The organism is Rhodanobacter sp. Root561, from assembly GCF_001427365.1.
In the GTDB taxonomy this organism is placed as follows: domain Bacteria; phylum Pseudomonadota; class Gammaproteobacteria; order Xanthomonadales; family Rhodanobacteraceae; genus Rhodanobacter.
This window is the reverse complement of the sequence record NZ_LMGH01000001.1, coordinates 636401-657965: the sequence shown is the minus strand read 5'-3', so window position 1 is coordinate 657965 and position 21565 is coordinate 636401. Positions and strand designations below refer to the sequence as shown.

The window sequence follows — 21565 nt, the reverse complement described above, 5'->3', positions numbered from 1 at the left end:
CATGAATCTCTACGGCATCGAACTGGGCTCGCGCCTGTGGCTGGGCAGCGCGCGTTACCCCTCGCCGGCGATCCTCGCCGAAGCGGTGCGCGCCTCGGGTACCGAGGTGGTCACCGTGTCGCTGCGGCGCGAAGCCGGCACGCAGCGCAGCGGCCAGGGCTTCTGGTCGCTGATCCGCGACCTCGGCGTGCGCGTGCTGCCGAACACCGCCGGCTGCCACTCGGCGAAGGAAGCGGTGACCACCGCCAGGATGGCGCGCGAGATCTTCCACACCGCCTGGATCAAGCTGGAGGTGATCGGCGATGCCGACACGCTGCAGCCCGACGTGTTCGGCCTGGTCGAGGCCGCGGCCGAACTGGCCGCCGACGGCTTCGAGGTGTTTCCGTATACCACCGAGGACCTGGTGGTGGCCGATCGCCTGCTGCAGGCCGGCTGCCGCGTGCTGATGCCGTGGGGCGCGCCGATCGGCAGCGGCCGCGGGCTCAACAATGTGTTCGGCCTGCGTGCGCTGCGCGCGCACTTCCCCGACGTGCCGTTGATCGTGGACGCCGGCATCGGCCGCCCGTCGCACGCGGTGCAGGCGATGGAGCTGGGCATCGACGGCGTGCTGTTGAACACCGCGGTGGCCATGGCCGGCGATCCGGTGGCGATGGCCGGGGCGTTCGCACGCGCGATCGAGGCGGGCCGCGCCGGCTTCGAGGCGCAACCGATGGAGCCGCGCGATCTCGCCGTGCCCTCGACGCCGGTGGCGGGCACGGCGTGGCTGGCATGAACGCGTTCCCCGGGTTCTACCCGATCGTGGACAGCGCCGACTGGGTCGGCCGACTCGCCCCCCTCGGCGTCCGGCTGCTGCAGTTGCGCATCAAGGAACGTCCGCCGGCGCAGGTTCGTCATGAAGTGCGCGCGGCGCTGGCGGCCTGCCGCGCGCGGCAGGTGCAACTGGTGGTCAACGATCACTGGCAGATCGCACTGGACGAAGGCGCCGACTTCATCCACCTGGGACAGCAGGATCTGCTCGCGGCGGACCTGCGGGCGATCCGCGCGCGTGGCGTGAGGCTCGGCATCAGCACGCACGACCACGCGGAACTCGATCACGCGCTGACCCGTGACCCCGACTACATTGCGCTGGGTCCGATCTATCCCACCACGCTCAAGGCGATGCCGTGGGCGCCGCAGGGTTTGCCGCGCATCGGTGAGTGGAAACGGCGGGTCGGCAGGCGGCCGCTGGTGGCGATCGGCGGCATCACGCTGGAGCGCGCCGCCGGCTGTTTCGACGCCGGCGCGGACAGCGTCGCCGTGGTCAGCGACGTGACCCGGCATCCCGAGCCGGCCATCCGCGTCGCGGAATGGGTTGCCCTCACCGGCGCGCGTGCATGACCGATCGCTACGCGCGCCAGATCGTCCTGCCCGAAGTCCGCCCGACCGGCCAGGCCAGACTCGCCGCGGCCCGCGTGCTGGTGGTCGGCGCCGGCGGCCTCGGCTGTCCCGTGTTGCACTACCTGGCCGCCGCCGGCATCGGCCGGCTGATCGTCGTTGACCCCGACCGCGTCGAAGAGAGCAACCTGCACCGGCAACCGCTCTACACGATGGCCGACATCGGCGCACGCAAGGTGGAAGCGGCGCGCGCTGCGCTGCTGCGCCTGAACCCGGACATCGCGGTGGAAGCGCTGGCGCAGCGGCTGACGCCGGGCAACGCGACGGCGCTGGTCGCCGCCGCCGACATCGTCGTCGATGCCGCGGACAGTCTCGCCGCCACCTACGTCCTGAGCGACGCCTGCCTGCAGCAACACACGCCCCTGATCAGCGCGTCGGCGGTCGGTCTGGCCGGCTACGTCGGCGGCTTCTGCGCCGGCGCACCCAGCTACCGCGCGGTGTTTCCCGAGATGCCCGCACGCGCCGCCAGTTGCAGCAGCGCCGGCGTGCTGGGCAGCGTGGTCGGCCTGCTCGGCAGCCTGCAGGCGCAGTTCGTGCTGCAGTGGCTGCTGCGCATCGAGCCCTCGCCGCTGGGCCGACTGACGAGTTTCGACGCCGGCCGGCTGGCGTTCGGCGGCTTCGATTTCCACCGTGCCGGCGAACCCGAAGGCGAGGTGCTGCGCTTCATCGACGTCGACGAGGTCACGCCCCGCGACGTCGTGATCGATCTGCGCAGTCTTGACGAAGCGCCGACCTCCCCGCTGGCAAACGCCTTGCGCTGCACCCCCGAACGCATCGCCGCGTTCGTCGCCGAACACCCGCCCACCGATTGCCGTGTCGTGCTGTGCTGCCAGAGCGGTTTGCGCGCATGGCGCGCCGCCCGACAGCTGCAATCCCGTGACTACCGTCAGCTGGCGCTGGTGGCGCTCGCCGGCCTGCCATCGTGACGCGCAGAGACGTGACGCCGGCAGCCGGCGTGCTCTCCATCGCGGGCTCCGACTCCTGCGGCGGCGCCGGCATCCAGGCCGATCTGAAGACCTTCGCCGCCTTCGGCGTCGACGGTGCTACCGCCGTGACTGCGGTCACCGCGCAGAACACCAGGGGCATCCGCGCCGTACAGACGATGTCCGCCGCGATGGTGCACGCGCAACTGGACGCCGTGTTCGACGAGATCGACATCCGCGCCGTGAAGCTGGGCATGCTGGCCGACGCCGATATCGTCGCGGCCGTGGCCGGACAGCTGGAGCGCCGCCGCCCGCCCTTCGTGGTCATCGACCCGGTGCTCATCGCCAGCTCGGGCACCCGACTGCTGGACGAGGGCGCGCTGCACCTGCTGCGCTCGCGCCTGCTGCCGCTGGCCGATTGCCTTGCGCCGAACCTGGCCGAAGCGGCCGCATTGCTCGGCACGACGTGTGCTCAAGGCGAGCCGGACATGGAGGCACAAGGCCGCGCCCTGCTCACGCTCGGATCGCGATCGGTGCTGATGAAAGGCGGCCATGCCGCGCTGGCGGAAGCGGTCGACCTGCTGATCACCGCCGAAGGCACGCAGCGCTTCGCCGCGCCGTGGATAGACACCCGCCGTCTGCACGGCACCGGCTGCATGCTCTCGGCGGGCATCGCGGCGGGCGTGGCCCGCGGCCATCCGCTGGCCGATGCCGTTGGTCGCGCGAAAGCCCATGTGCGAGCCGTGCTGGTGGGTCGCCAGCACTGGCCGTCTTCATCTCAAGCGACGGGAAGCGAAGCCCGCGGCGGCAGCGACCAGTCGATCGGCGACTGACCGCGGCTTTCCAGATAGCGGTTGGCCGCGGAGAAGTGGCCGCAACCGAGGAAGCCCCGATGGGCTGACAGCGGCGAGGGGTGCACCGACTTCAGCACGCAGTGGCGAGTCGAGTCGATCAGCTGGCCCTTGCGCTGCGCGTAGCTGCCCCACAGCAGGAACACGATCCCTTCGCGCTCGCGGTTGAGCGCATCGATCGCCGCGTCGGTGAAACCTTCCCAGCCTTTGCCCTGGTGCGCGCCGGCGCGGCCCTCTTCCACCGTCAGCACGCTGTTGAGCAGCAGCACGCCGCGGTCGGCCCAGGGCGTCAGGCAGCCATGATCGGGGCGCGCGATGCCGAGGTCACGCTGGATTTCCTTGAAGATATTGTCCAGCGACGGCGGCACCCGCACGCCGGGGCGCACCGAGAAACACAGGCCGTGCGCCTGGCCGGGGCCGTGGTACGGGTCCTGGCCCAGGATCACCACCCGCACCGCCTCGAACGGCGTATGCGCGAACGCGGAAAACATCTCCGGCCCGGGCGGATAGATGCGCTTGCGGTGATGAATCTCGTCGCGCAGGAAGGCCGCCAGCGCCTGCATGTCCGGACGCTGCAGGTAGTCGCCGATGCGCGCCAGCCATGAGGGTTCCAGCCGGACCTTCGCCGCCTCGCTCATGCCTCGGCCGTGTGCTCGCGCAGGTGCCTGGCCACGCGCAACTGGAACAGCACCTTGGTGATCAGCAATTTTTCCTCGACCGGTTTCTCGACCAGGTCGTTGGCGCCGGACTTGATCAGCGCGGCTTGGTTGGCCGGGTTCTCGTCGCCGGTCATCACCAGCACCGGCAGCCGGCCCTTGCCGTAGCCGAACTCGTTGCGGATGTGTTCGAGCAGGTCGCCACCGGTCAGTTCGCCCTTCAGGCTGACGTCGGTGAGCACCACGTCGGCGCCCACCTCGCCCTGCGCGCGCGAGGTTTCCATCAGTGCCAGCGCATCTTCCACGCTGACCACGTGACGCACGGTAAGACCGACCTTCTCCAGCATGCGACGGGTGGCCAGTGCCACCACGCGGCTGTCCTCGACGTACAGCACCACGCCCTCGGCGCTGGCGTCCGGGCTCACGTAGCCGCGGATGAATTCCGCCAGCGCCTGGAAGCCCAGCGACTTGTCGAAATAGTCGGTGACGTGCTCGCCCAGCGAGCGGCTGTGCAGGCGTCCCTCGACGTCACCGGAAACCACCACGATCGGCACATAGGTCTGCGGCGCCGACTCGCGCACGAAACGCGCCAGTTCCAGTCCGTCCATGTCGGGCAGCCGCAGCGCGATGGTGATGAAATCGAACACGCCCTCGCCCAGCACCTGCTGTGCCTCGGCGCCGCTGCCGCAACCGACCACCTCAACCCCGGGCAGCTCGGCCTGCAGCACCCGGGTGATCAACTGCCGCACCACGCGCGAACCGTCGACCACCAGCACCCGCGGTGCGTCGGTGAGCAGACGGCTGCTGATCTTCGTACTCATTGCTTGGCTCATCCACTTGACCCATGGCCATCCCCGGCCAGAGAACCTGCAAGCGCATCCCCTGCACAAGCCCGAAAGCGCATAGTGCACCGAATGCCGCCCCCGGCGCTGCGATTCACGTCACCGCTCCTAGCCCGCCTTGCGCAATTGCCAGGCACTGACCAGGCGCGCGCCGAGCCAGCCCAGCGCCGCGGCAACCAGCGGCACCGCCAGCAGCAACCACGCCGGCAGGCCGCCGACCTGCAGCTTGCCGTCATAAGCGTGGCTCAATTGGGCCACCGGCGCGGCCAGCGTCCATTCGATCAGCACCGCCACGCAGGCGGCCAGCACGCCGCTGAACAGGCCGTACCAGATTCCCGCATACAGATACGGCCGCCGGATGAAGGCACCGCTGGCGCCGACCAGCAGCAGCACGCCGATCTCCTCGCTGCGACTGGCGATGTCCACCCGCACCGTGTTGCCCACCACCAGCAGGGCGGCCAGGGCCAGCAGGGAGGCCAGCACCAGCACCACGCGATTGCCCACGCCGAGCAGCGCGTCCAGGCGCTGGCGCCAGGTTCCGCTGTCCTGCACCAGTTCGACGCCGCGCATGCCGCGCACATCGACCACCAGTTGTTCCAGCGCCTGCGCCGTGGTGCCGTCGCGCGGCTGCAGTTGCAGCACGTAGGGCAGCGGGTTGTCGTCCAGCGTCTGCAGCGCGCCGGAGAAACCCTGCATCTTCGCCAGTTCGTCCATGCCCTGCTGCGGCGTCTTCACGCTGACCGCGGCCAGCTCGGGCCGCTCGCCGATCTGTTTCGCCAGCAGCTGCGCCTGCGAGGCGCCCTGCCCCGGCTGCAGGAACACGCTGATCGACTGGCTCTGGCCCAGCGCCTGGCCGAGCTGCTGCACGTTGCCAAGCAGCAGGTAGAACGCCAGCGGCAAGGCCAGCGCCAGCCCCATCACGGCGATCGTCAGCAGGCTGCCGAGCGGACGCGATGCCAGCCGGCGCAGGCTGGAGCCGGCACTCCAGCGATGGTGTTCCTGCCAGCTGCCGAAACGGCTGCCGCGGCTGTGGCCGTTGCGCTGCGGCGCATCCGCCGCCACCCGCACGGATTCGGAAGACTCGCTCACAACACCTCCTGCGCCGCCAGGTCCGCGACCAGCCGGCCATGGTCCAGCACGATCACCCGCTTCTTCATGCGCTTGATCAGCGGCAGGTCGTGGCTGGCGATCAGCACGGTGGTGCCGACCTGCTGGAATTCGTCGAACAGGCCCATGATTTCCACCGCCAGTTGCGGATCGAGGTTGCCGGTGGGTTCGTCGGCGATCAGCAGGCTGGGTCGCGCCACGATGGCGCGGGCAATGCCGACGCGCTGCTGTTCGCCGGTGGACAGCGTGGCCGGCAGCTGCCGTTCGTAGGCGAGCAGGCCGACCTTCTCCAGCGCCGCGCGCACCCGTCGCGCACGCTCGGGCCGGGCGATGCCGCCGATCACCAGCGGCAGCTCGACGTTGGCGAACACGCTGCGATCGAGCAGCAGGCGATGATCCTGGAACACCATGCCCAGGTGCCGGCGCCACTTCGGTATGCCGCTGTGGCGGATCTTCGCCAGGCTCTTGCCGTCCACGCTGATCGTGCCGTGCGATGGCCGTTCGATCAGCCCCAGCAGTTTCAGCAAGGTGCTCTTGCCGGCACCGGAATGTCCGGTAACGAAGGCCATCTCGCCCGTGGGCACCTCGAACGACAACTGCGAGAGCGCCTCGTGGCCGCCCTCGTAGCGTTTGCTGACCTGGTCGAATTGGATCACCGAGCGTCCCCGAGCCTGCGTTGCTTCGTATCAACCGCAAGGATAAGGGATGCCGGCACCAAGATGACGTCTTGCCACGCCGATCCGCCGCGGTTGATTCAGACGCGGCGGATCGGGAGCGGGCCGTTGGCCCGCCGCGGTCGGGCTTCAGCGGCCGGTGAACAATTTCGTCAGGCGGCGGAACAGGCCCGGCTTCTGCGGATGGGCCTGCTCGACGGCCTTGCCCGAGGTCACCGCCACCTGGCGCGAGGGCCGGCTGTGCGCGGGACTCTCGGTGGGCTGGGTGACGTTGCGCTCGCGCGGCGGGCGACGCTCGCCACGCGGGGCGCGATTGCCCTCGGCGACGGCGCCGGTCTGGCCGTTCGTGGCCACGCCGTCGGCCGGCGCACCTTCACGGCGACGATTGCGGCCGCCACGCCGACGGCGCGGCTTGCGCGTGCCTTCGGCGGTGACGCTGCCGTCGGCACCGGCGACCGCCTCGGTCTTGTGCACGGCCACGGCCACCGGCTGTTCGCTGGCGACGGCCGTCTCGGTGGCGGGCTTGCGCTCGCGCGGCGGCCGCGACGCGCCGCCGCTGCGGGGACCGCGGCCACGCTCGCCGCCACGGCTGGAATCACTGCCGCGACGCGGCTTCTCGCCCGGACGCGGCGGCACCACGTCGCCGAACTCGGCGCTGTCGGCAGCGGCATTCGCGGCAAACTCGGCATCGACCGCGCGCGGCTTCGGCATCACCAGCAGGTCGGGGTCCATCGAAGCGACGGGGATGCTCTGCCCGATATACGTCTCGATATCCGGCAGCGACATCGCGTACAGGTCGCAGGCGAAGCTGATCGCATCGCCCTCGGCACCGAGCCGGGCGGTGCGGCCGATGCGGTGCACGTAATCCTCGGCGTCGTGCGGCAGGTCGTAGTTGAACACGTGGCTGACCGCCGGGATGTGCAGGCCGCGGGCGGCCACGTCGGTGGCGACCAGGATGTCCAGCTGGCCTTCCTGGAAACGCTGCAGCAGCTTCTGCCGCTTCAGCTGCGGCACGTCGCCGGAGATCGCGCCGACGCGGCAGCCGTGGCGCTTCACCCGCTCGGTGATCCGTTCGGCGGCCGCCTTGGTATTGACGAAGATGATGCTGCGGGCGGGTTGGTGCCTGTCGATCAGGTTCAGCAGCAGCGGCATCTTTTCTTCCTTGGCCGGGAAGTAGACGACCTGGCGCACCTTGTCGGCGGTGACGTTGTCGCTTTCCACCACCAGCTTCTCGGCCTCGTGCATGTGCTCGTAGGCCAGCTCCAGCACGCGATGGCTCAAGGTGGCGGAGAACAGCAGCACCTGGCGCTGCTCGCGCGGCGGCAGCTTGCGGAAGATGAAGCGCACGTCCTTGATGAAGCCGAGGTCGAACATGCGGTCCGCCTCGTCGATCACCATCACCTCGACGCTGTTGAGGTTGAACACGCCCTGCTTGTGGTAGTCGAGCATCCGGCCCGGGGTGGCGATGATGATGTCGCAACCGTCCTTCAGCTGCTGGCGCTGCTTGTCGTAGTCGACGCCGCCGTAGATCAGTGCGGTCTTCAGGCCGGTGTGCTGGCCGATGTTGCGCGCATCCTTGTCGATCTGGATCGCCAGTTCGCGGGTGGGCGCGATGATCAGCGCACGCGGGTCGCTGTCCTTGCGGTCGGCCACGGCGGGCGTGGTCAGCAGGCGGTTCATCAGTGCGACCAGGAAGGCGCAGGTCTTGCCGGTGCCGGTCTGCGCCTGGCCGGCAACGTCGCGACCGGCCAGCGCCAGCGGCAGGGTCATTTCCTGGATCGGCGTGCAGCGGGTGAAGCCGCTGTCGTCCAGACCCTGCTGCAGCAGCGGATGAAGATCGAAGTTGGTGAAGAAGGTTTCGGTGAGTACGGTTTGGGACATATGGGGAATTCGGGACCTTGGCCTGACGGCGGCGTGATGCGCTGCACCCGTTTCGGCGGCCGAACCTCGGCGCGAAACGGTGCAGGACGGGGTGCGCGATGCGCAGCGAAGCGTTCAATCGTCAGGGTCAACAAGCTGGCGACGCGGAGGAGTCTGCTGGGCAGAGTGCCAGCGGCTGCGGCTACGCAGATTTGGTCAACTTTCCCTCTCTCTTTCGTTGAACAGCTGCGGCTGTTCGCCTCGAACGATCGGAAAACCTGGCCAAATCTGCATTGCCTTGCTCGCTGGACCTCTGCCATCCAGATCCCTGCGACGCCATCTTTGCCGGCGGTCTGACAGGCGGCCTGGAAGGCCACCCTTGAATCGTGCCCGGAGTTGCGCTGGAATGAAGATCTGCCGCCCCGGCAAGACCTGTTTCCGGCTCAACCCGCGCTTCGTGGGCGCCTGAGTGTAGCCGATGACGGCCCCGCCCGTCGTCACTCCTTGTTTTTCCGCCCCGACCACCCCATTGTTTTCGGCCTGCCAGTTCTGGCCCCCTGCCACGGAGATCCCCGGTGAGCGACCTGATTACCCATGTGAACGACGACGCCTTCGAAGAGCAGGTGCTCAAGTCCGAAACCCCCGTGCTGCTGGATTTCTGGGCGGAATGGTGCGGCCCGTGCAAGGCCATCGCGCCGATGCTGGACGAGCTGGCCAGCCAGTACGAAGGCAAGCTGCGCATCGTCAAGGTCAACATCGACCAGAACCAGCAGACCCCGCGCACCTACGGCGTACGCGGCATCCCGACCCTGATGGTGTTCAAGAACGGCAAGGTCGAGGCGACCCAGATCGGCGCCGTCAGCAAGGGTCAGCTGACCCAGATGATCGACAAGGCCATCTGATCCACCCGTTGCAAATCCGTCATCCGCAGCCTGCCCGGCACAGCCCGGCAGGCTCGCGAGGCTTTACGCCGAACCACGACGGGTGCTAGATTCCTCGCGTCCGTCGGGACAGTCCTGTCCCCTTGCGCCCTCCGCGCGACGCACACCCTCCCTCCTGTAATTCAACGGCGCCCCGCGAGGATTGCCCGTGTCCGATACCGATAACAAAATTCCGAACGACGCCAAAAGTGTCGACCCCAGGCCCGTGGTCGAGGGCAAGCCCGAGCCGCGCGCCCGCGCGCCCCGACGCAGCGCAGCGGCGATTGCCGCGGCGAACGCCGAGAAGGCTGCCGGCGGCGAAAAGGCCGCAGCGCCAGCGCCAGCGCCTGCTCCGGCGCCTGTTCCCGCACCCGCACCAGCACCAGCACCTGCCCAGGCGAGCCTGCCGATGACCACGACCGAGCCTGCCGCGCCGCGCGCAGCGCAGGAACCGCGCGACAACGCCGGCCAGCAGAACGGCCAGCAGAATGCGCCATCGTCGAACCCGAACCAGGCCGCGAACCAGGGCGGACCGAACCCGGCGCCGGCGCCCGGCGCCAACCCGAATCCGAATGGTGGCCAGAACAATGGCGCCCGCGAAGGTCGTGGCCGCCGCCGGCGCAACGAACGCGGTGACCGCGGCGAGCGCAGCAACCAGCAACAGGGCCGCCCGCAGAACCATCCGCGCCCGAACCCGAACGGCCTGCCGGTGGATGACGACAACGCCGATCCGGGCAGCGACAGCCGCCTGATCAACCTCACCGAACTCAAGCGCATGCGCGCGCCGCAGCTGCTGGAGTTCGCCGAGTCGCTGGGCGTGCACGAAGGCGTCGCCCGCGCCCGCAAGCAGGACGTGATCTTCAACGTGCTCAAGGCGCACGCCCGCTCCGGCGGCGGCATCTGGGCCGAAGGCGTGCTGGAAATCCTGCAGGACGGCTTCGGCTTCCTGCGCTCGGCCGACGAGTCGTACCTGGCCGGCCCCGACGACATCTACGTGTCGCCCAGCCAGATCCGCCGCTTCAACCTGCGCACCGGCGACTACATCACCGGGCGCGTGCGCCACCCGAAGGAAGGCGAACGCTACTTCGCCATGCTGCGCGTCGACGACATCAACGGCGATCCGCCGGAGGCGTCGAAGAACAAGATGCTGTTCGAGAACCTCACCCCGCTGTTCCCGCGCAAGGCGTTCAAGCTGGAGCGCGGCAACGGATCGAGCGAGGACATCACCGGCCGCATCCTCGACTTGATCGCACCGATCGGCAAGGGCCAGCGCGGCCTGATCGTCTCCCAGCCGAAATCCGGCAAGACGATGATGCTGCAGAACATCGCCCAGGCGATCCAGTACAACCATCCCGAATCGCACCTGATCATGCTGCTGATCGACGAGCGTCCGGAGGAAGTCACCGAGATCGCCCGCACCGTGCGCGCCGAGGTCATCAGCTCCACCTTCGACGAGCCGGCCGTGCGCCACGTGCAGGTCGCCGAAATGGTGATCGAGCGGGCCAAGCGCCTGGTCGAGCACAAGAAGGACGTGATCATCCTGCTCGACTCGATCACCCGCTTGGCGCGTGCCTACAACACCGTGATCCCCAGCTCCGGCAAGGTGCTCACCGGCGGCGTGGACGCGAACGCGCTGCAGCGCCCGAAGCGCTTCTTCGGCGCCGCCCGCAACGTCGAGGAAGGCGGCAGCCTGACCATCATCGCCACCGCGCTGACCGAAACCGGCAGCAAGATGGACGAGGTGATTTACGAGGAGTTCAAGGGCACTGGCAACATGGAAGTGCACCTGTCCCGCCGCATCTCCGAGAAGCGCGTCTACCCGGCGATCGACATCAACCGCTCCGGCACCCGCCGCGAGGACCTGTTGATCGAGCCGGACATGCTGGCCAAGATCTGGATCCTGCGCAAACTGCTGCACCCGATGGACGAGTTGAGCGCGATGGAATTCATGCTCGACAAGATGAAGAACACCAAGTCCAACGACGAGTTCTTCAATTCCATGAAGCGCTGAAGAACAGGGCCGGCCATGCCGGCCCTGTTTGTTCGTGGCGATGGCTTCGGGCGATGCGCGGAGTCATCGGCATGGCGGCGAAAAGGATCTTCGTGATCAACCTTCCTCGTTTTTCGCCCTCCGGCGAACATGCCAACAATTTCGACGGGCTGCGGCTGGTCGCCTCGCTGATGGTGCTGGCCTCGCACCAGTTCGTGCTGCTTGGCCTGCATGAGGCCACGCTGGCCGAGGGCATGACGCTCGGCTCGATCGCGGTCGCGATGTTCTTCACCATGAGCGGCTACCTGGTCACCGAGAGCTGGTACCACGACCCGCACATCATGCGTTTCGCCATGCGCCGGTTCCTGCGCATCTGGCCTGCGCTGATCGTCGCCACGCTAGTCATCGTGGTCGCCGCAGCCGCGCTCACCACCTTGCCGCTGCACGACTATTTCGGTCGCGAGACCCGCCGCTTCATCACCTTCAACGCCCAGTTGCGCGCCTACTACACGCTGCCGGGGGTATTCGCCACGGCGCCGGCCAACGCGATCCTGTCGGCGGTCAATGGCAGCTGGTGGACGATACCCCTGGAGGCGAAATGCTATGCCTATGTCGCCGTGCTCGGCGCCATCGGCCTGCGCCGCCGAATCTTCAGCCTGCTCGCGCTGCTCGTGGTCGCGGTGATGTACGCCAAGACGCTGCCCGGGCACGCCCGTGAGAACAGCTTCGACAACCTCTGCTACTTCTACACGGCGTTCTTCCTGGGCGGCGTCTGCGCGCGCCAGTACGCCGTCGAGATCAGCCGGCGGCGCCTGGCCGTGGCGGCCGCCCTGGCAACCTGCCTGCTGGCCGCTGCCCTGCTGCAGCACGCACGACTGGCGCAATGGGCGGTGCTGGTGCCGTTCACCCTGTGGTTCGGACAGCAAAGCACGCCGGGACTGCGTTCGGCGGCCCGGTTCGGCGACCTGTCCTACGGCGCCTATCTGTACGCCTACTTCGTGCAGCAACTCAGCGTGCACCTGTGGCCGGCGACGCCTTCATACCCGGCCACGGCAGCCATGGCCGCCGTCGTCACCCTGATGATGGCATGGTGCTCGTGGCATGCGGTGGAAGCCCCGGCGCTGGCGCTGAAACGGCGACTTCGCGCCTGGTTCCCCGACTCCGCCCATTGACGAGGCCGCGCCAGCGGCAGCTGATCCAGCGCAGGGCGTACCCGCCCGCGTGATGTTCCAATGCGCTGTCCGGCCCGTATGCCACGAGACCCCTTTTCGTCGACATGCGTCGCCCCCATAGTGTCGGCTCCCCCAGCGAGGCCTTGCCCGTGTCCATACCCAGTGCCGTGAAGAGCATCCCGATCGCGGGTCGCCAGCAGCTTGCGGATTACCTTGCGGCGGGCGAGAAGCCGCGCGAAGCCTGGCGCATCGGCACCGAGCACGAGAAATTCGGCTTCCGCACCGCCGACCTGCGCCCGCCCACCTTCGAGGGCGATCGCGGCATCAAGGTCCTGCTGGAGACGCTGGCCACCCGTTACGGCTGGGACGTGGCGCGCGAGGGCGAGAACCCGGTCGCGTTGTCGCGCAACGGCGCCTCGATCACGCTGGAGCCGGCCGGTCAGCTGGAACTCTCCGGCGCGATGCTGGAGACGATCCACCAGACCTGTTGCGAGGTGAACTCGCATCTGAAGGACGTGCGCTCGGTCGCCGACGAACTAGGCCTCGGCTTCCTCGGCATGGGCTTCCAGCCGAAGTGGCGCCGCGACGAGATGCCGTGGATGCCCAAGGGCCGTTACAAGATCATGCGCGAATACATGCCCAAGGTCGGCTCGCTGGGCCTGGACATGATGACGCGCACCTGCACGGTGCAGGTGAACCTGGACTTCTCGTCCGAAGCGGACATGATCAAGAAATTCCGCACCAGCCTCGCGCTGCAGCCGATCGCCACCGCGCTGTTCGCCGACTCGCCGTTCACCGAAGGACGTCCAAACGGCTATCTGTCGTATCGCTCGCACATCTGGACCGATACCGACAAGGATCGAACCGGCATGCTCGATTTCGTCTTCGCCGATGGTTTCGGTTACGAACGCTACGTCGACTACATCCTCGACGTGCCGATGTACTTCAGCCTGCAGAACGGCCAGTACCTCGACCTCGCCGGCCAGGATTTCAAGAAGTTCATGACCGGCGAACTGGCCGCCCTGCCCGGCACGCACGCCACCATGAAGGACTTCGCCGACCACCTCACCACGGCCTTCCCGGAAGTGCGCCTGAAGCAGTACCTGGAAATGCGCGGCGCCGACGGCGGTCCGTGGAATCGCCTGTGCGCCTTGCCCGCGTTTTGGGTCGGCCTGCTGTACGACCAGGAAGCGCTGGACGCCGCCTGGGACCTGGTCAGGGACTTTTCCCCGGCAGAGCGCCACGCCCTGCGCGACGGCGTGCCGAAGCACGCGCTGAAGCTGCCATTCCGCGGCGGCACGGTGCGCGACCTGGCCGAGGAAGCGCTGAAGATCGCCGCCCACGGACTCAAGCGCCGCGCCCGCTTGAACAAGAACGGTGCCGACGAAAGCATCTTCCTCGAACCGCTGATCGAAATCGTGCAGGCCAACCAGACCCCGGCCGAACGCAAGCTGGAACTGTTCCACGGCGCGTGGAACGGCAGCGTCGACCCGGTGTTCCGCGAGTTCGCCTACTGAAGCGTGGATACTCCAGCAGATGCTCTCAACCTTGCACGGTGGATTATCAATGGGGTTGCGAGCTCTCGTGCACTGCGATGGAAGTAGTGCGCATTACCGCACCGCTCGCACTTCGATAAGTCATCACATAGTTGCCACTGTGTAGATAGAGATCCGCAAAATGCTCGCCCTCCAATGCGAGATACCGGTCGACCGGAACGGCATCGGCAGGCTGGCCGGCGCCGCGCGCTTCAACCAGACACACTCTGGACTTGCCACATCCTTCGCCCGTGCTGAAACGCCGGCGCCAACGATCACCACCGAGCGACAGCCAGTCGCTGCCCTTGGCTGCAGCACGATCGAGCGAATAGCTTCCGGTACGAAACACGGTAACGTCTGTCCCGCGCCCATCCAGCTTCCAGCGCATCGACGCCAGTGTGGCGCCGCCTTCGTTGGCACCGAGCGCACTGTCCTGCGCACATGCGCTGCGCATCACATCATTGCCCTTGCCCAGTTGATCGATGCTGAGAAACGGCTTGCCATACAGCTTGGGCAGCAGTTCGGCCATGCGACCGTCCATGCGTCTTACGTGATCGTAGCCGGCGACAACAAAGACCTTCTGCCCGGGATGCTCTTTCAGGATTCGCGCAAGATTTCTTGCCTCGTCCAGCTCCCGATCCTTTGAAAAAATATCGTAACTGGCGAGGGTGAACCCCAGTCGTTTCGCCCGCCGCACGACCTCGCCTTCTATCGGTTCACGCAGATAGAACCCATAGTGTGCCTCGTCCGGCACGTAGCCATGCTGATTGATCCAGGCTGTTGTTGCCTCATCCGGCAAGGCTTCCAGAGCAAGGATCGAGAACCCCAGTCGGCGCATGATCGGCAACATCTGATAGATCAGCGCGCGGCTCATCGGCTGGTTGTGCGCTTCGTTGATCATGACCAGATCGAACTTGCCGGCGTGCGTCATCAGCCATTGGTCGAAACTGCCGCTACCAAGATCGTTCGGACATGGCGGCAACGGCGACGCAGTATTGCGAAAGGCGCTGTACATCTCTTGCTGGGCCTGATCGTATCGACCAAGCATGGCATCGCTCATCGAGAGCAATTGATAGGTGTTCGACGCACTACCTTCCCAGCGCCGTGAATGCAATTGCTCATAGGCATCGAGCATGTCCACCTTGTTGCCAGCGAAGCGCTTCAACTCATCCCACAGCGTGGCGGAAGAAGGTTTACCCACGCCGCCAGCACAAGCGGCACCCATGGCAATCGCGAGTCCGCAGGAAGTCGCCCAGAACAAAACTCGCTCGACCGCCACATGCATTTCCCAATCTCCAAACTGGGGCGCCAGACCGAAGTATTACATAGGTAATTCATCACGCCAAACGACGCCACGTGGGCACTATCACGCGCCGGTGTTCCGGGTAGGCATCAGGAAGATCGGCTTCCGGAGCGTCGTCGATCGGATCAGACCGAACGGCTCGTCACAACCGACCAGGCCACTGATTCGCCTGCCCGCATCGGTTTGCAGGTGGAACCGGCCAGCGGGTATTCGTTTGGCACGGTCCATGGCGTGCGTTCGAGCACGACCCGATCCGCATTGCGCGGCAGGCGATAGAAATCCGGGCCGTGGAAACTGGCGAACGCCTCCAACTGCTCCAGCCGGCCCGCCTGCTCGAACGCCTCGGCGTACAGCTCCAGCGCCGCATGCGCCGTGTACAAGCCGGCGCAGCCGCAACCCGTTTCCTTCGCCTCGCGCGGATGCGGCGCGCTGTCCGTGCCGAGGAAAAAGTGCGGATCGCCGCTGGTGGCCGCCTGCAGCAGGGCCGCGCGATGCGTCTCGCGCTTGAGGATCGGCGCACAGTAATTGTGTGGGCGGATGCCGCCTTCGAACAACGCATTGCGATTGAGCAACAGGTGATGCGCGGTGATCGTGGCCGCCACGTTGCTCGGCGCGTTGCTGACGAACTCGGCCGCATCGCGGGTGGTGATGTGTTCCAGCACCACGCGCAGCGCGGGGAAGCGCTCGCGCAGCGGCAACAGGTGACGCTCGATGAACACCCGCTCGCGATCGAAGATGTCGATATCCGGATCGGTGACCTCACCATGCAGCAGCAGCGGCAGGTCGTGTTCCTGCATCGCCTCGATCACGTGGTGGACCCGCGACAACTCGCGCACACCGGAATCGGAATTGGTGGTGGCGCCAGCCGGGTAATACTTCACCGCAAACACGCTGTCGCTGGCCCTGGCCCGCGCGATCTCCTCGACCGGGGTGTTCTCGGTGAGGTACAGCGTCATCAGCGGCTGGAAACTCGAGCCTTTCGACAGACTGGCCAGGATGCGGCGGCGGTAGTCATCGGCCTGCGCCACCGTGGTCACCGGTGGCTTGAGGTTGGGCATCACGATGGCGCGAGCGAAACGTTCGGCGGTGTGGCCGATCACCGAGGCCAGCGCTTCGCCGTCGCGGAGGTGGAGGTGCCAGTCGTCGGGGCGGGTGATTTCCAGGCGGGTTGGCGTCATGGCTGGCGGACTCGGTTTTGCTGTCAGAGGGGTAATGGTATCGCGCGGGCGCGATTGGGGCTTTCGCCGCAACTGATCGTCGTTCAAAAGCAGAGCTTTCGTCCTCCTTCGGAGGGCGAGGTACTTCTCTTTTGCTTGTCCAAAAGAGAAGTACCCAAGAGAAAACGACACCCCGCTTCCGCGCCTCGCAGGCATCCTGCCTGCGAGGTTCGCGCGCGGGTTACGGGGTTTGCCGACAGGGCATCCTGCCCTGACGCCAAACTGACCGGCATCCATGCCGGTCACCCTGCGGGCTGATCCTCCACCCGCCCGCCGCTGCAGAGGGGCCCCGGGTAGAGCAGCGGGCCATCCTGGCCCGCACTTTTCAGAAAAGCCGGATCAAGAACAAAGCGCGGCGACCCGGAGCCTTGTGCTCTGGCTTTTTGCTCCAGCTCTGGCTTTTGCCTTTCTGCTTCACCACCGAGTGCGGGCCACGATGGCCCGCTGCTCTACCCGGGGTCCCTTGTGCGGCGGTGAGTCGGGGACGACAGGCCGCGCAGCGGGAGTCGACAGGACGTCGACTCCTTTTCGCACGGGCAGGAGGCCCGTTCGAAAAGCCCGGCCCCGACTCACGGACTTGTTGGGCAGGATGCCCAACAAGCGCCAAGCGGGGTGGCCTTTCTCTTTGGTTATCTTTCTCTTTGGCCATGCAAAGAGAAAGTAACTCGGCTGCCGTAGGCAGACGAAAGCTTTTGCTCTTGCGCGACAACAGCAAGTGCGATGACCAGCTTCGCTGTTTTAAAGCTCTTCCGGCCTTCGCCGGAATGACAGCCGGCAGGTTAGTTAGTCTTCGCCGGAACAGAGATCCTCTTGCTACACAAAGAAAAGTAGCTCGCTCTCCGCAGAAGGACGAAAGCTCCTGCTGGCATTCCTGCTCTTTCGCTATCCACCTGCGATGGCTAGGCAAGGCTGCCTTCGCAGGTCACCTGATCTCTTCAGCAGGAAACATTGCGTATGCATCCCTCCGAAAAGCCTGCCACGAGACACATAATCGACCGTAAACACCAGATCACCGCGCGTTGTCCACCGCACATCACCCGGAGCACCGCGAAGAGCATGCAGTGGCGTCGCGACTACGGCACCATCGTTGCGCTGCTCCACGCGAAAGATGGCGCCGGCACTATGCCCCATATGGGACAACCCGGTGAATACAACGACGCCGAACGGCATGCCCACGATGCCCCGCACGTTCTGCCTGAGTAACGTTTGCACCGTCCCGCTTGCATCACGAAACACCAGCTCCCCACCCCACTCGCCGCGATCAGCACCAAGCAATTCGCCGTCGAACGCGGCGTACGTGTAGTCGGCTTTCTGGAGGAAGCGGTGAACATGGGTACCAGCATCGTCCACGCCAACGGTCTCGGCAGGGTAACTCCGGGCAGCATCGACACCGACCGGAGTAGATGCCGTCAGCGCGTGCGCAACCACCGCCCCCTGCGCCTTCACCACCAAGCGATCCCGAACCCAAAAACCCACGCACAGACACAACATGGCGCACAGCAAGACGATCACTGGGACGACCCGTTTCTTGCCCTGATTACCCATGGCAGCACCTGTCGACCGTCAACTTCGGACATGCCTTTGTGCATCGGGCAGAGCGGGTCATTCCCCGCGCAACCACCGCGCCGCATCCACCGCGTAGTAGGTCAGAATCGCATCCGCTCCCGCGCGCTTGAATGCCGTCAGCGATTCCAGCACCACCGCCTTCTCGTCCAGCCATCCATTCTGCGAGGCCGCCTTCAGCATCGCGTACTCGCCGCTGACCTGATAGACGAAGGTCGGCACGCCGAACGTGTCCTTCACCCGGCGCAGTACGTCCAGATAAGGCATGCCCGGCTTCACCATCACCGCGTCGGCGCCTTCGGCGATGTCCAGCTCGATTTCGTGCAGCGCTTCGTTGCTGTTGCCGACGTCCATCTGGTAGGTGTGCTTGTTGCCCTTGCCGAGGTTGGCCGACGAACCGACTGCGTCGCGGAACGGGCCGTAGAAGGCGGAGGCGTATTTCGCCGAGTAGGCGAGGATGCGGGTGTGGATGTGGCCGGCATCTTCCAGCGCTTCGCGGATGGAACCGATACGGCCGTCCATCATGTCCGAAGGCGCCACGAAATCCATGCCGGCCTCGGCCTGGGCCAGCGACATCTTGATCAGCGCTTCGACGGTGGGCTCGTTCATCACGTAGCCGGTGTCGTCGATCAGGCCGTCCTGGCCGTGGGTGGTGTACGGGTCGAGCGCAACGTCGCCGATCAGGCCCAGCTCGGGATACTTCGCCTTCAGCGCGCGGGTGGCGCGATGCATCAGGTTGTCGGGGTTCCACGCTTCGCTGGCGTCGAGTGATTTCACGTCGGCCCCGGGCGACGGGAACAGCGCCAGCGCGGGGATGCCCAGGCGCACGCATTCGCCACCCAGCTTCAGCAACTCGTCGATGGAGAGGCGGTCGACGCCGGGCATCGACGGCACCGCTTCGCGCTGGCCTTCACCTTCGATCACGAAGGCCACCATGATCAGGTCGCTGACCAGCAAGGTGTGCTCGCGCATCAGGGCGCGGGAAAAGGCGTCGCGGCGCATGCGGCGCATGCGGATGGCGGGGAAGCTCATGGCGTGGTCTCGTGGCGGGGCATCCGCCCATTTTACGCCGTTGTAGCGAGCCTCCACCGAATGTGCCGGCCCGGCCATTCTGCGCCGTACGGTGAGCAAAACACTGGACTAACCGCCAGCGGGCCGGCAGGCTTGTCGCTTCACGTCGTCAGGAAGCTCCATGAGCCAGTCTCGCAGCGCCCCCACCCTGCTGGTCGATCTCGGTGGCACCAATGTCCGTTTCGGCGTGGCCGACCCCTCGCGCGACAAGCCGCTGATCACCGACAGCATCCGGCGCTACCGCGTGGCCGAGCACGACTCGCTGGTTTCCACCGCGAAGCAGTACCTCGCCGACACCGGCCTGGAAGTGCGCCGCGCGATCGTGGCTGCAGCCGGGCGCATCGTGGACGGCGAGACGGTCAAGGTCACCAACAATCCGTGGGCGATCTCGGCGCAGCAGACCGCCAGCGCGCTGGACCTGGAGTACGTGCATCTGGTCAACGACTTCGCCGCGCAGAGCATGGCGGTGACCCTGCTGCACGGCGACGACCTGGTCGACGTGGGCACGCTGCCGCGACCGGTGATCGGCGCCGAGGCCGAGCAGACCTTCGCCATCGTCGGGCCGGGCACCGGCCTGGGCGTGGGCGGCCTGCTGGTGCGCGCCGGCCACTGCAGCGTGCTGCAGACCGAAGGCGGCCACGCCGGCTTCGCCGCGCACACGCCGGAAGACATCGCGATCCTCGACTACCTCAACCACAAGTACGGCCGCGTCTCCAACGAGCGACTGATCTGCGGCCAGGGCCTGGTCAACCTCTACGACGCGATCTGCCACATGGTCGGCGCGACACCCGCCGACCTGAAACCGGAAGACATCACCGCCCGCGCGAAGGACGGCAGCTGCCCGCTATGCACGCGCACGGTGGAAACCTTCGCCGGCATCTTCGGCAGCGTCGCCGGCGACCTGGTGCTGACGCTGGGCGCGTGGGACGGCGTCTATCTCACCGGCGGGCTGATCCCGATCCTGCTGCCGTGGCTGGAACGCGGCCGCTTCCGCGAGCGCTTCGAAGCCAAGGGCCGCTTCCGCGACATCATGGAGAAAGTGCCGACCCAGGCGATCATGAATCCGGAGCCGGGCCTGCTTGGCGCGGCGGCGCTGGCGGTGCTGGAGTCGGGGCGGTCGCTGTTGCAGCGGCCCTGAAATCACCTACCGATCCAGCACGGAGTCCCCCATGCCCCGCCGAGACACCGCCTTCCTGTTCGACCTCGACGGCACCCTGATCGACAGCGTGTACCAGCACGTGCTGGCGTGGAAGGAATCGCTGGATCGCGAAGGCGTGGAGCTGTCGGTGTGGCGCATCCATCGCAAGATCGGCATGAGTGGCGGACTGTTCTCCCACATGCTGCTGCGCGAGACCGGGCTGGAAATCACCGAGGACCGCCTCGAACGCCTGCGCCGCTGGCATGCCGAGGCGTTCAACCGACAGCATGCGCAAGGTGCCGTGCGACCGCTGCCCGGCGCGCGCGAACTGCTGGACTACCTCACCGCGCAGGACATCCCGTGGGCGATCGCCACCAGCGGGCGGATGGAAACCGCTGCGCCCAACCTGCAGGCGCTGGGCGTCGATCCGGCGAAGGTGCCGGTGGTGACGCGCGACCAGGTGCGTCATGCCAAACCCGACCCGGACCTGTTCATCGCCGCCGCCGAACGCCTCGGCGTGGACATCCGGCAGTCGCTGGTGATCGGCGACAGCGTGTGGGACATGCTGGCCGCCCAGCGTGCCCGGGCGCTGGGCGTGGGCGTGCTCAGCGGCGGCTACGGCATGGCCGAGCTGCAGCAGTCGGGCGCGTTCCGCGTGTATGACGATCCGGCCGACCTGCTGCGCCATGTGGACGAAGTGGCGGCGCGCGACTGAGAGGTTGTGATTTTTTCAACCTCGAAGTCCGGCCAGGGATGGCCGGACGCGGATCGGTCACGCCAGTGACTGATCCGCGTGAGCGAGTCCGGGCGTGTACCGGACTCGCGATGGAAGAAAACCACGGGAAGTGGTTTTCTTCCCAAGTTCTGAGCGCACGCGCAGCAGCTGAATCGCCACGCGCCATCTCATGAAAAATTAATCACCGGCCACGGGCGACGCAGTAGGCTCCGCTGCATCCTGCACTCATCGCCAAGGGAGCCGCCCATGCGTCGACTTCTCGCCAGTCTGCCGCTCGCCCTGCTGCTCGCCGCCTGCTCGCCGGCGCCGGCGCCGCCGGAAGCCGCTACCGCCCAGGGAGCGAAGGCCAATGCCGCACTCGGTTCAGCCCAGTGGTATGCCTGGGTCGATCAATCCCTGCATATCAGCGACGACGGCCACGGCCCGGACCAGGGTTCGGCCGAATGGAACCAGGCGGTGCAGCGCAAGCTGGGTGAGGAAGCGCCCCAGTCGCAACCCGGCTCACCGGAATGGCAGCAGTCGGTGGACGCCCTGCTGCGCACGCGACTGCCGCCGCAGTCGTCCTGACCGGAC

The 21565-nt window shown here is 66.8% G+C and carries 20 protein-coding genes; 11 read left to right on the top strand and 9 right to left on the bottom strand.

Annotated elements, in window-relative coordinates; genetic code table 11:
• The first annotated feature begins 1 nt into the window (after window position 1).
• Genes ASD55_RS02725 through thiD form a run of 4 tightly spaced genes read left to right on the top strand, consistent with a single transcriptional unit; the run spans window position 2 to window position 3190 of the window.
• A complete protein-coding gene (locus ASD55_RS02725; RefSeq protein WP_056763547.1) occupies window positions 2-772 on the top strand; it encodes a thiazole synthase in 771 nt (256 codons plus the stop codon).
• Window positions 769-1377 (top strand): thiamine phosphate synthase, encoded by a 609-nt coding sequence (locus tag ASD55_RS02720; RefSeq protein WP_056764443.1) that lies wholly within the window; start codon window positions 769-771, stop codon window positions 1375-1377. Before ASD55_RS02725 ends, ASD55_RS02720 begins: the two co-directional genes overlap by 4 nt.
• A complete protein-coding gene (locus tag ASD55_RS02715) occupies window positions 1374-2360 on the top strand; it encodes a HesA/MoeB/ThiF family protein (protein WP_056763544.1) in 987 nt (328 codons plus the stop codon). Before ASD55_RS02720 ends, ASD55_RS02715 begins: the two co-directional genes overlap by 4 nt.
• Window positions 2357-3190, top strand: a complete 834-nt coding sequence (thiD, locus tag ASD55_RS02710) for a bifunctional hydroxymethylpyrimidine kinase/phosphomethylpyrimidine kinase (RefSeq protein WP_235577704.1) — start codon at window positions 2357-2359, stop codon at window positions 3188-3190. The genes ASD55_RS02715 and thiD overlap by 4 nt, the downstream gene beginning before the upstream one ends.
• Here thiD and ung read toward each other — a convergent pair.
• The 5 genes from ung to ASD55_RS02685 form a co-directional block, all read right to left on the bottom strand.
• Window positions 3136-3846: a uracil-DNA glycosylase gene (gene ung / locus ASD55_RS02705; protein ID WP_056763542.1), complete on the bottom strand. Its 711-nt coding sequence runs from the start codon at window positions 3844-3846 to the stop codon at window positions 3136-3138. The two genes, thiD and ung, sit on opposite strands and share 55 nt — an antisense overlap.
• The gene (locus ASD55_RS02700; protein WP_056717115.1) at window positions 3843-4685 is read right to left on the bottom strand and encodes a response regulator; all 843 of its coding nucleotides are present in this window, start codon (window positions 4683-4685) and stop codon (window positions 3843-3845) included. Before ASD55_RS02700 ends, ung begins: the two co-directional genes overlap by 4 nt.
• Before the next feature lie 129 nt (window positions 4686-4814).
• The gene (gene ftsX, locus ASD55_RS02695; protein WP_056763540.1) at window positions 4815-5795 is read right to left on the bottom strand and encodes a permease-like cell division protein FtsX; all 981 of its coding nucleotides are present in this window, start codon (window positions 5793-5795) and stop codon (window positions 4815-4817) included.
• Window positions 5792-6469, bottom strand: coding sequence for a cell division ATP-binding protein FtsE (gene ftsE / locus ASD55_RS02690; RefSeq protein WP_056717117.1), 678 nt, complete (start codon window positions 6467-6469; stop codon window positions 5792-5794). The genes ftsX and ftsE overlap by 4 nt, the downstream gene beginning before the upstream one ends.
• A 147-nt stretch (window positions 6470-6616) precedes the next feature.
• Window positions 6617-8368, bottom strand: coding sequence for a DEAD/DEAH box helicase (locus ASD55_RS02685; protein ID WP_056763538.1), 1752 nt, complete (start codon window positions 8366-8368; stop codon window positions 6617-6619).
• 554 nt (window positions 8369-8922) lie between these two features.
• On the opposite strand from ASD55_RS02685, the gene trxA reads away from it, so the two are divergent.
• The 4 genes from trxA (at window position 8923) to ASD55_RS02665 (ending at window position 13946) form a co-directional block, all read left to right on the top strand.
• On the top strand, window positions 8923-9249 hold the full coding sequence (trxA, locus tag ASD55_RS02680) for a thioredoxin TrxA (protein ID WP_007808139.1): 327 nt from the start codon (window positions 8923-8925) through the stop codon (window positions 9247-9249).
• Between the two features lie 187 nt (window positions 9250-9436).
• Window positions 9437-11278 carry a transcription termination factor Rho gene (gene rho / locus ASD55_RS02675; RefSeq protein ID WP_056763537.1) on the top strand — a complete coding sequence of 614 codons (1842 nt, stop codon included), beginning with the start codon at window positions 9437-9439 and terminating at the stop codon, window positions 11276-11278.
• A gap of 71 nt (window positions 11279-11349) precedes the next feature.
• Window positions 11350-12429 carry an acyltransferase gene (locus ASD55_RS02670; protein ID WP_162248775.1) on the top strand — a complete coding sequence of 360 codons (1080 nt, stop codon included), beginning with the start codon at window positions 11350-11352 and terminating at the stop codon, window positions 12427-12429.
• Window positions 12430-12578: 149 nt separating this feature from the next.
• Window positions 12579-13946, top strand: coding sequence for a glutamate--cysteine ligase (locus ASD55_RS02665; RefSeq protein WP_056763532.1), 1368 nt, complete (start codon window positions 12579-12581; stop codon window positions 13944-13946).
• A gap of 46 nt (window positions 13947-13992) precedes the next feature.
• Here ASD55_RS02665 and ASD55_RS02660 read toward each other — a convergent pair whose 3' ends face one another.
• The 4 genes from ASD55_RS02660 to hemB form a co-directional block, all read right to left on the bottom strand.
• Entirely contained in the window at window positions 13993-15249 is a 1257-nt protein-coding gene (locus tag ASD55_RS02660) for a hypothetical protein (protein WP_056763531.1), read from the bottom strand.
• Window positions 15250-15392: 143 nt separating this feature from the next.
• Complete coding sequence (pyrC, locus tag ASD55_RS02655) at window positions 15393-16445, bottom strand: dihydroorotase (protein WP_056763529.1); 1053 nt, start codon at window positions 16443-16445, stop codon at window positions 15393-15395.
• Between the two features lie 921 nt (window positions 16446-17366).
• Window positions 17367-18029 carry a hypothetical protein gene (locus ASD55_RS02650; protein ID WP_056763527.1) on the bottom strand — a complete coding sequence of 221 codons (663 nt, stop codon included), beginning with the start codon at window positions 18027-18029 and terminating at the stop codon, window positions 17367-17369.
• 57 nt (window positions 18030-18086) lie between these two features.
• Entirely contained in the window at window positions 18087-19079 is a 993-nt protein-coding gene (hemB, locus tag ASD55_RS02645; protein WP_056763525.1) for a porphobilinogen synthase, read from the bottom strand.
• Between the two features lie 160 nt (window positions 19080-19239).
• Here hemB and glk point away from each other — a divergent pair, with 160 nt between their 5' ends.
• From glk to ASD55_RS02630, 3 genes are all read left to right on the top strand, one after another.
• Window positions 19240-20256, top strand: a complete 1017-nt coding sequence (gene glk / locus ASD55_RS02640) for a glucokinase (RefSeq protein WP_056763523.1) — start codon at window positions 19240-19242, stop codon at window positions 20254-20256.
• 31 nt (window positions 20257-20287) lie between these two features.
• On the top strand, window positions 20288-20971 hold the full coding sequence (locus ASD55_RS02635) for an HAD family hydrolase (protein ID WP_056715989.1): 684 nt from the start codon (window positions 20288-20290) through the stop codon (window positions 20969-20971).
• Window positions 20972-21238: 267 nt separating this feature from the next.
• Window positions 21239-21559: a hypothetical protein gene (locus ASD55_RS02630; RefSeq protein ID WP_056763520.1), complete on the top strand. Its 321-nt coding sequence runs from the start codon at window positions 21239-21241 to the stop codon at window positions 21557-21559.
• Window positions 21560-21565: the final 6 nt, after the last annotated feature.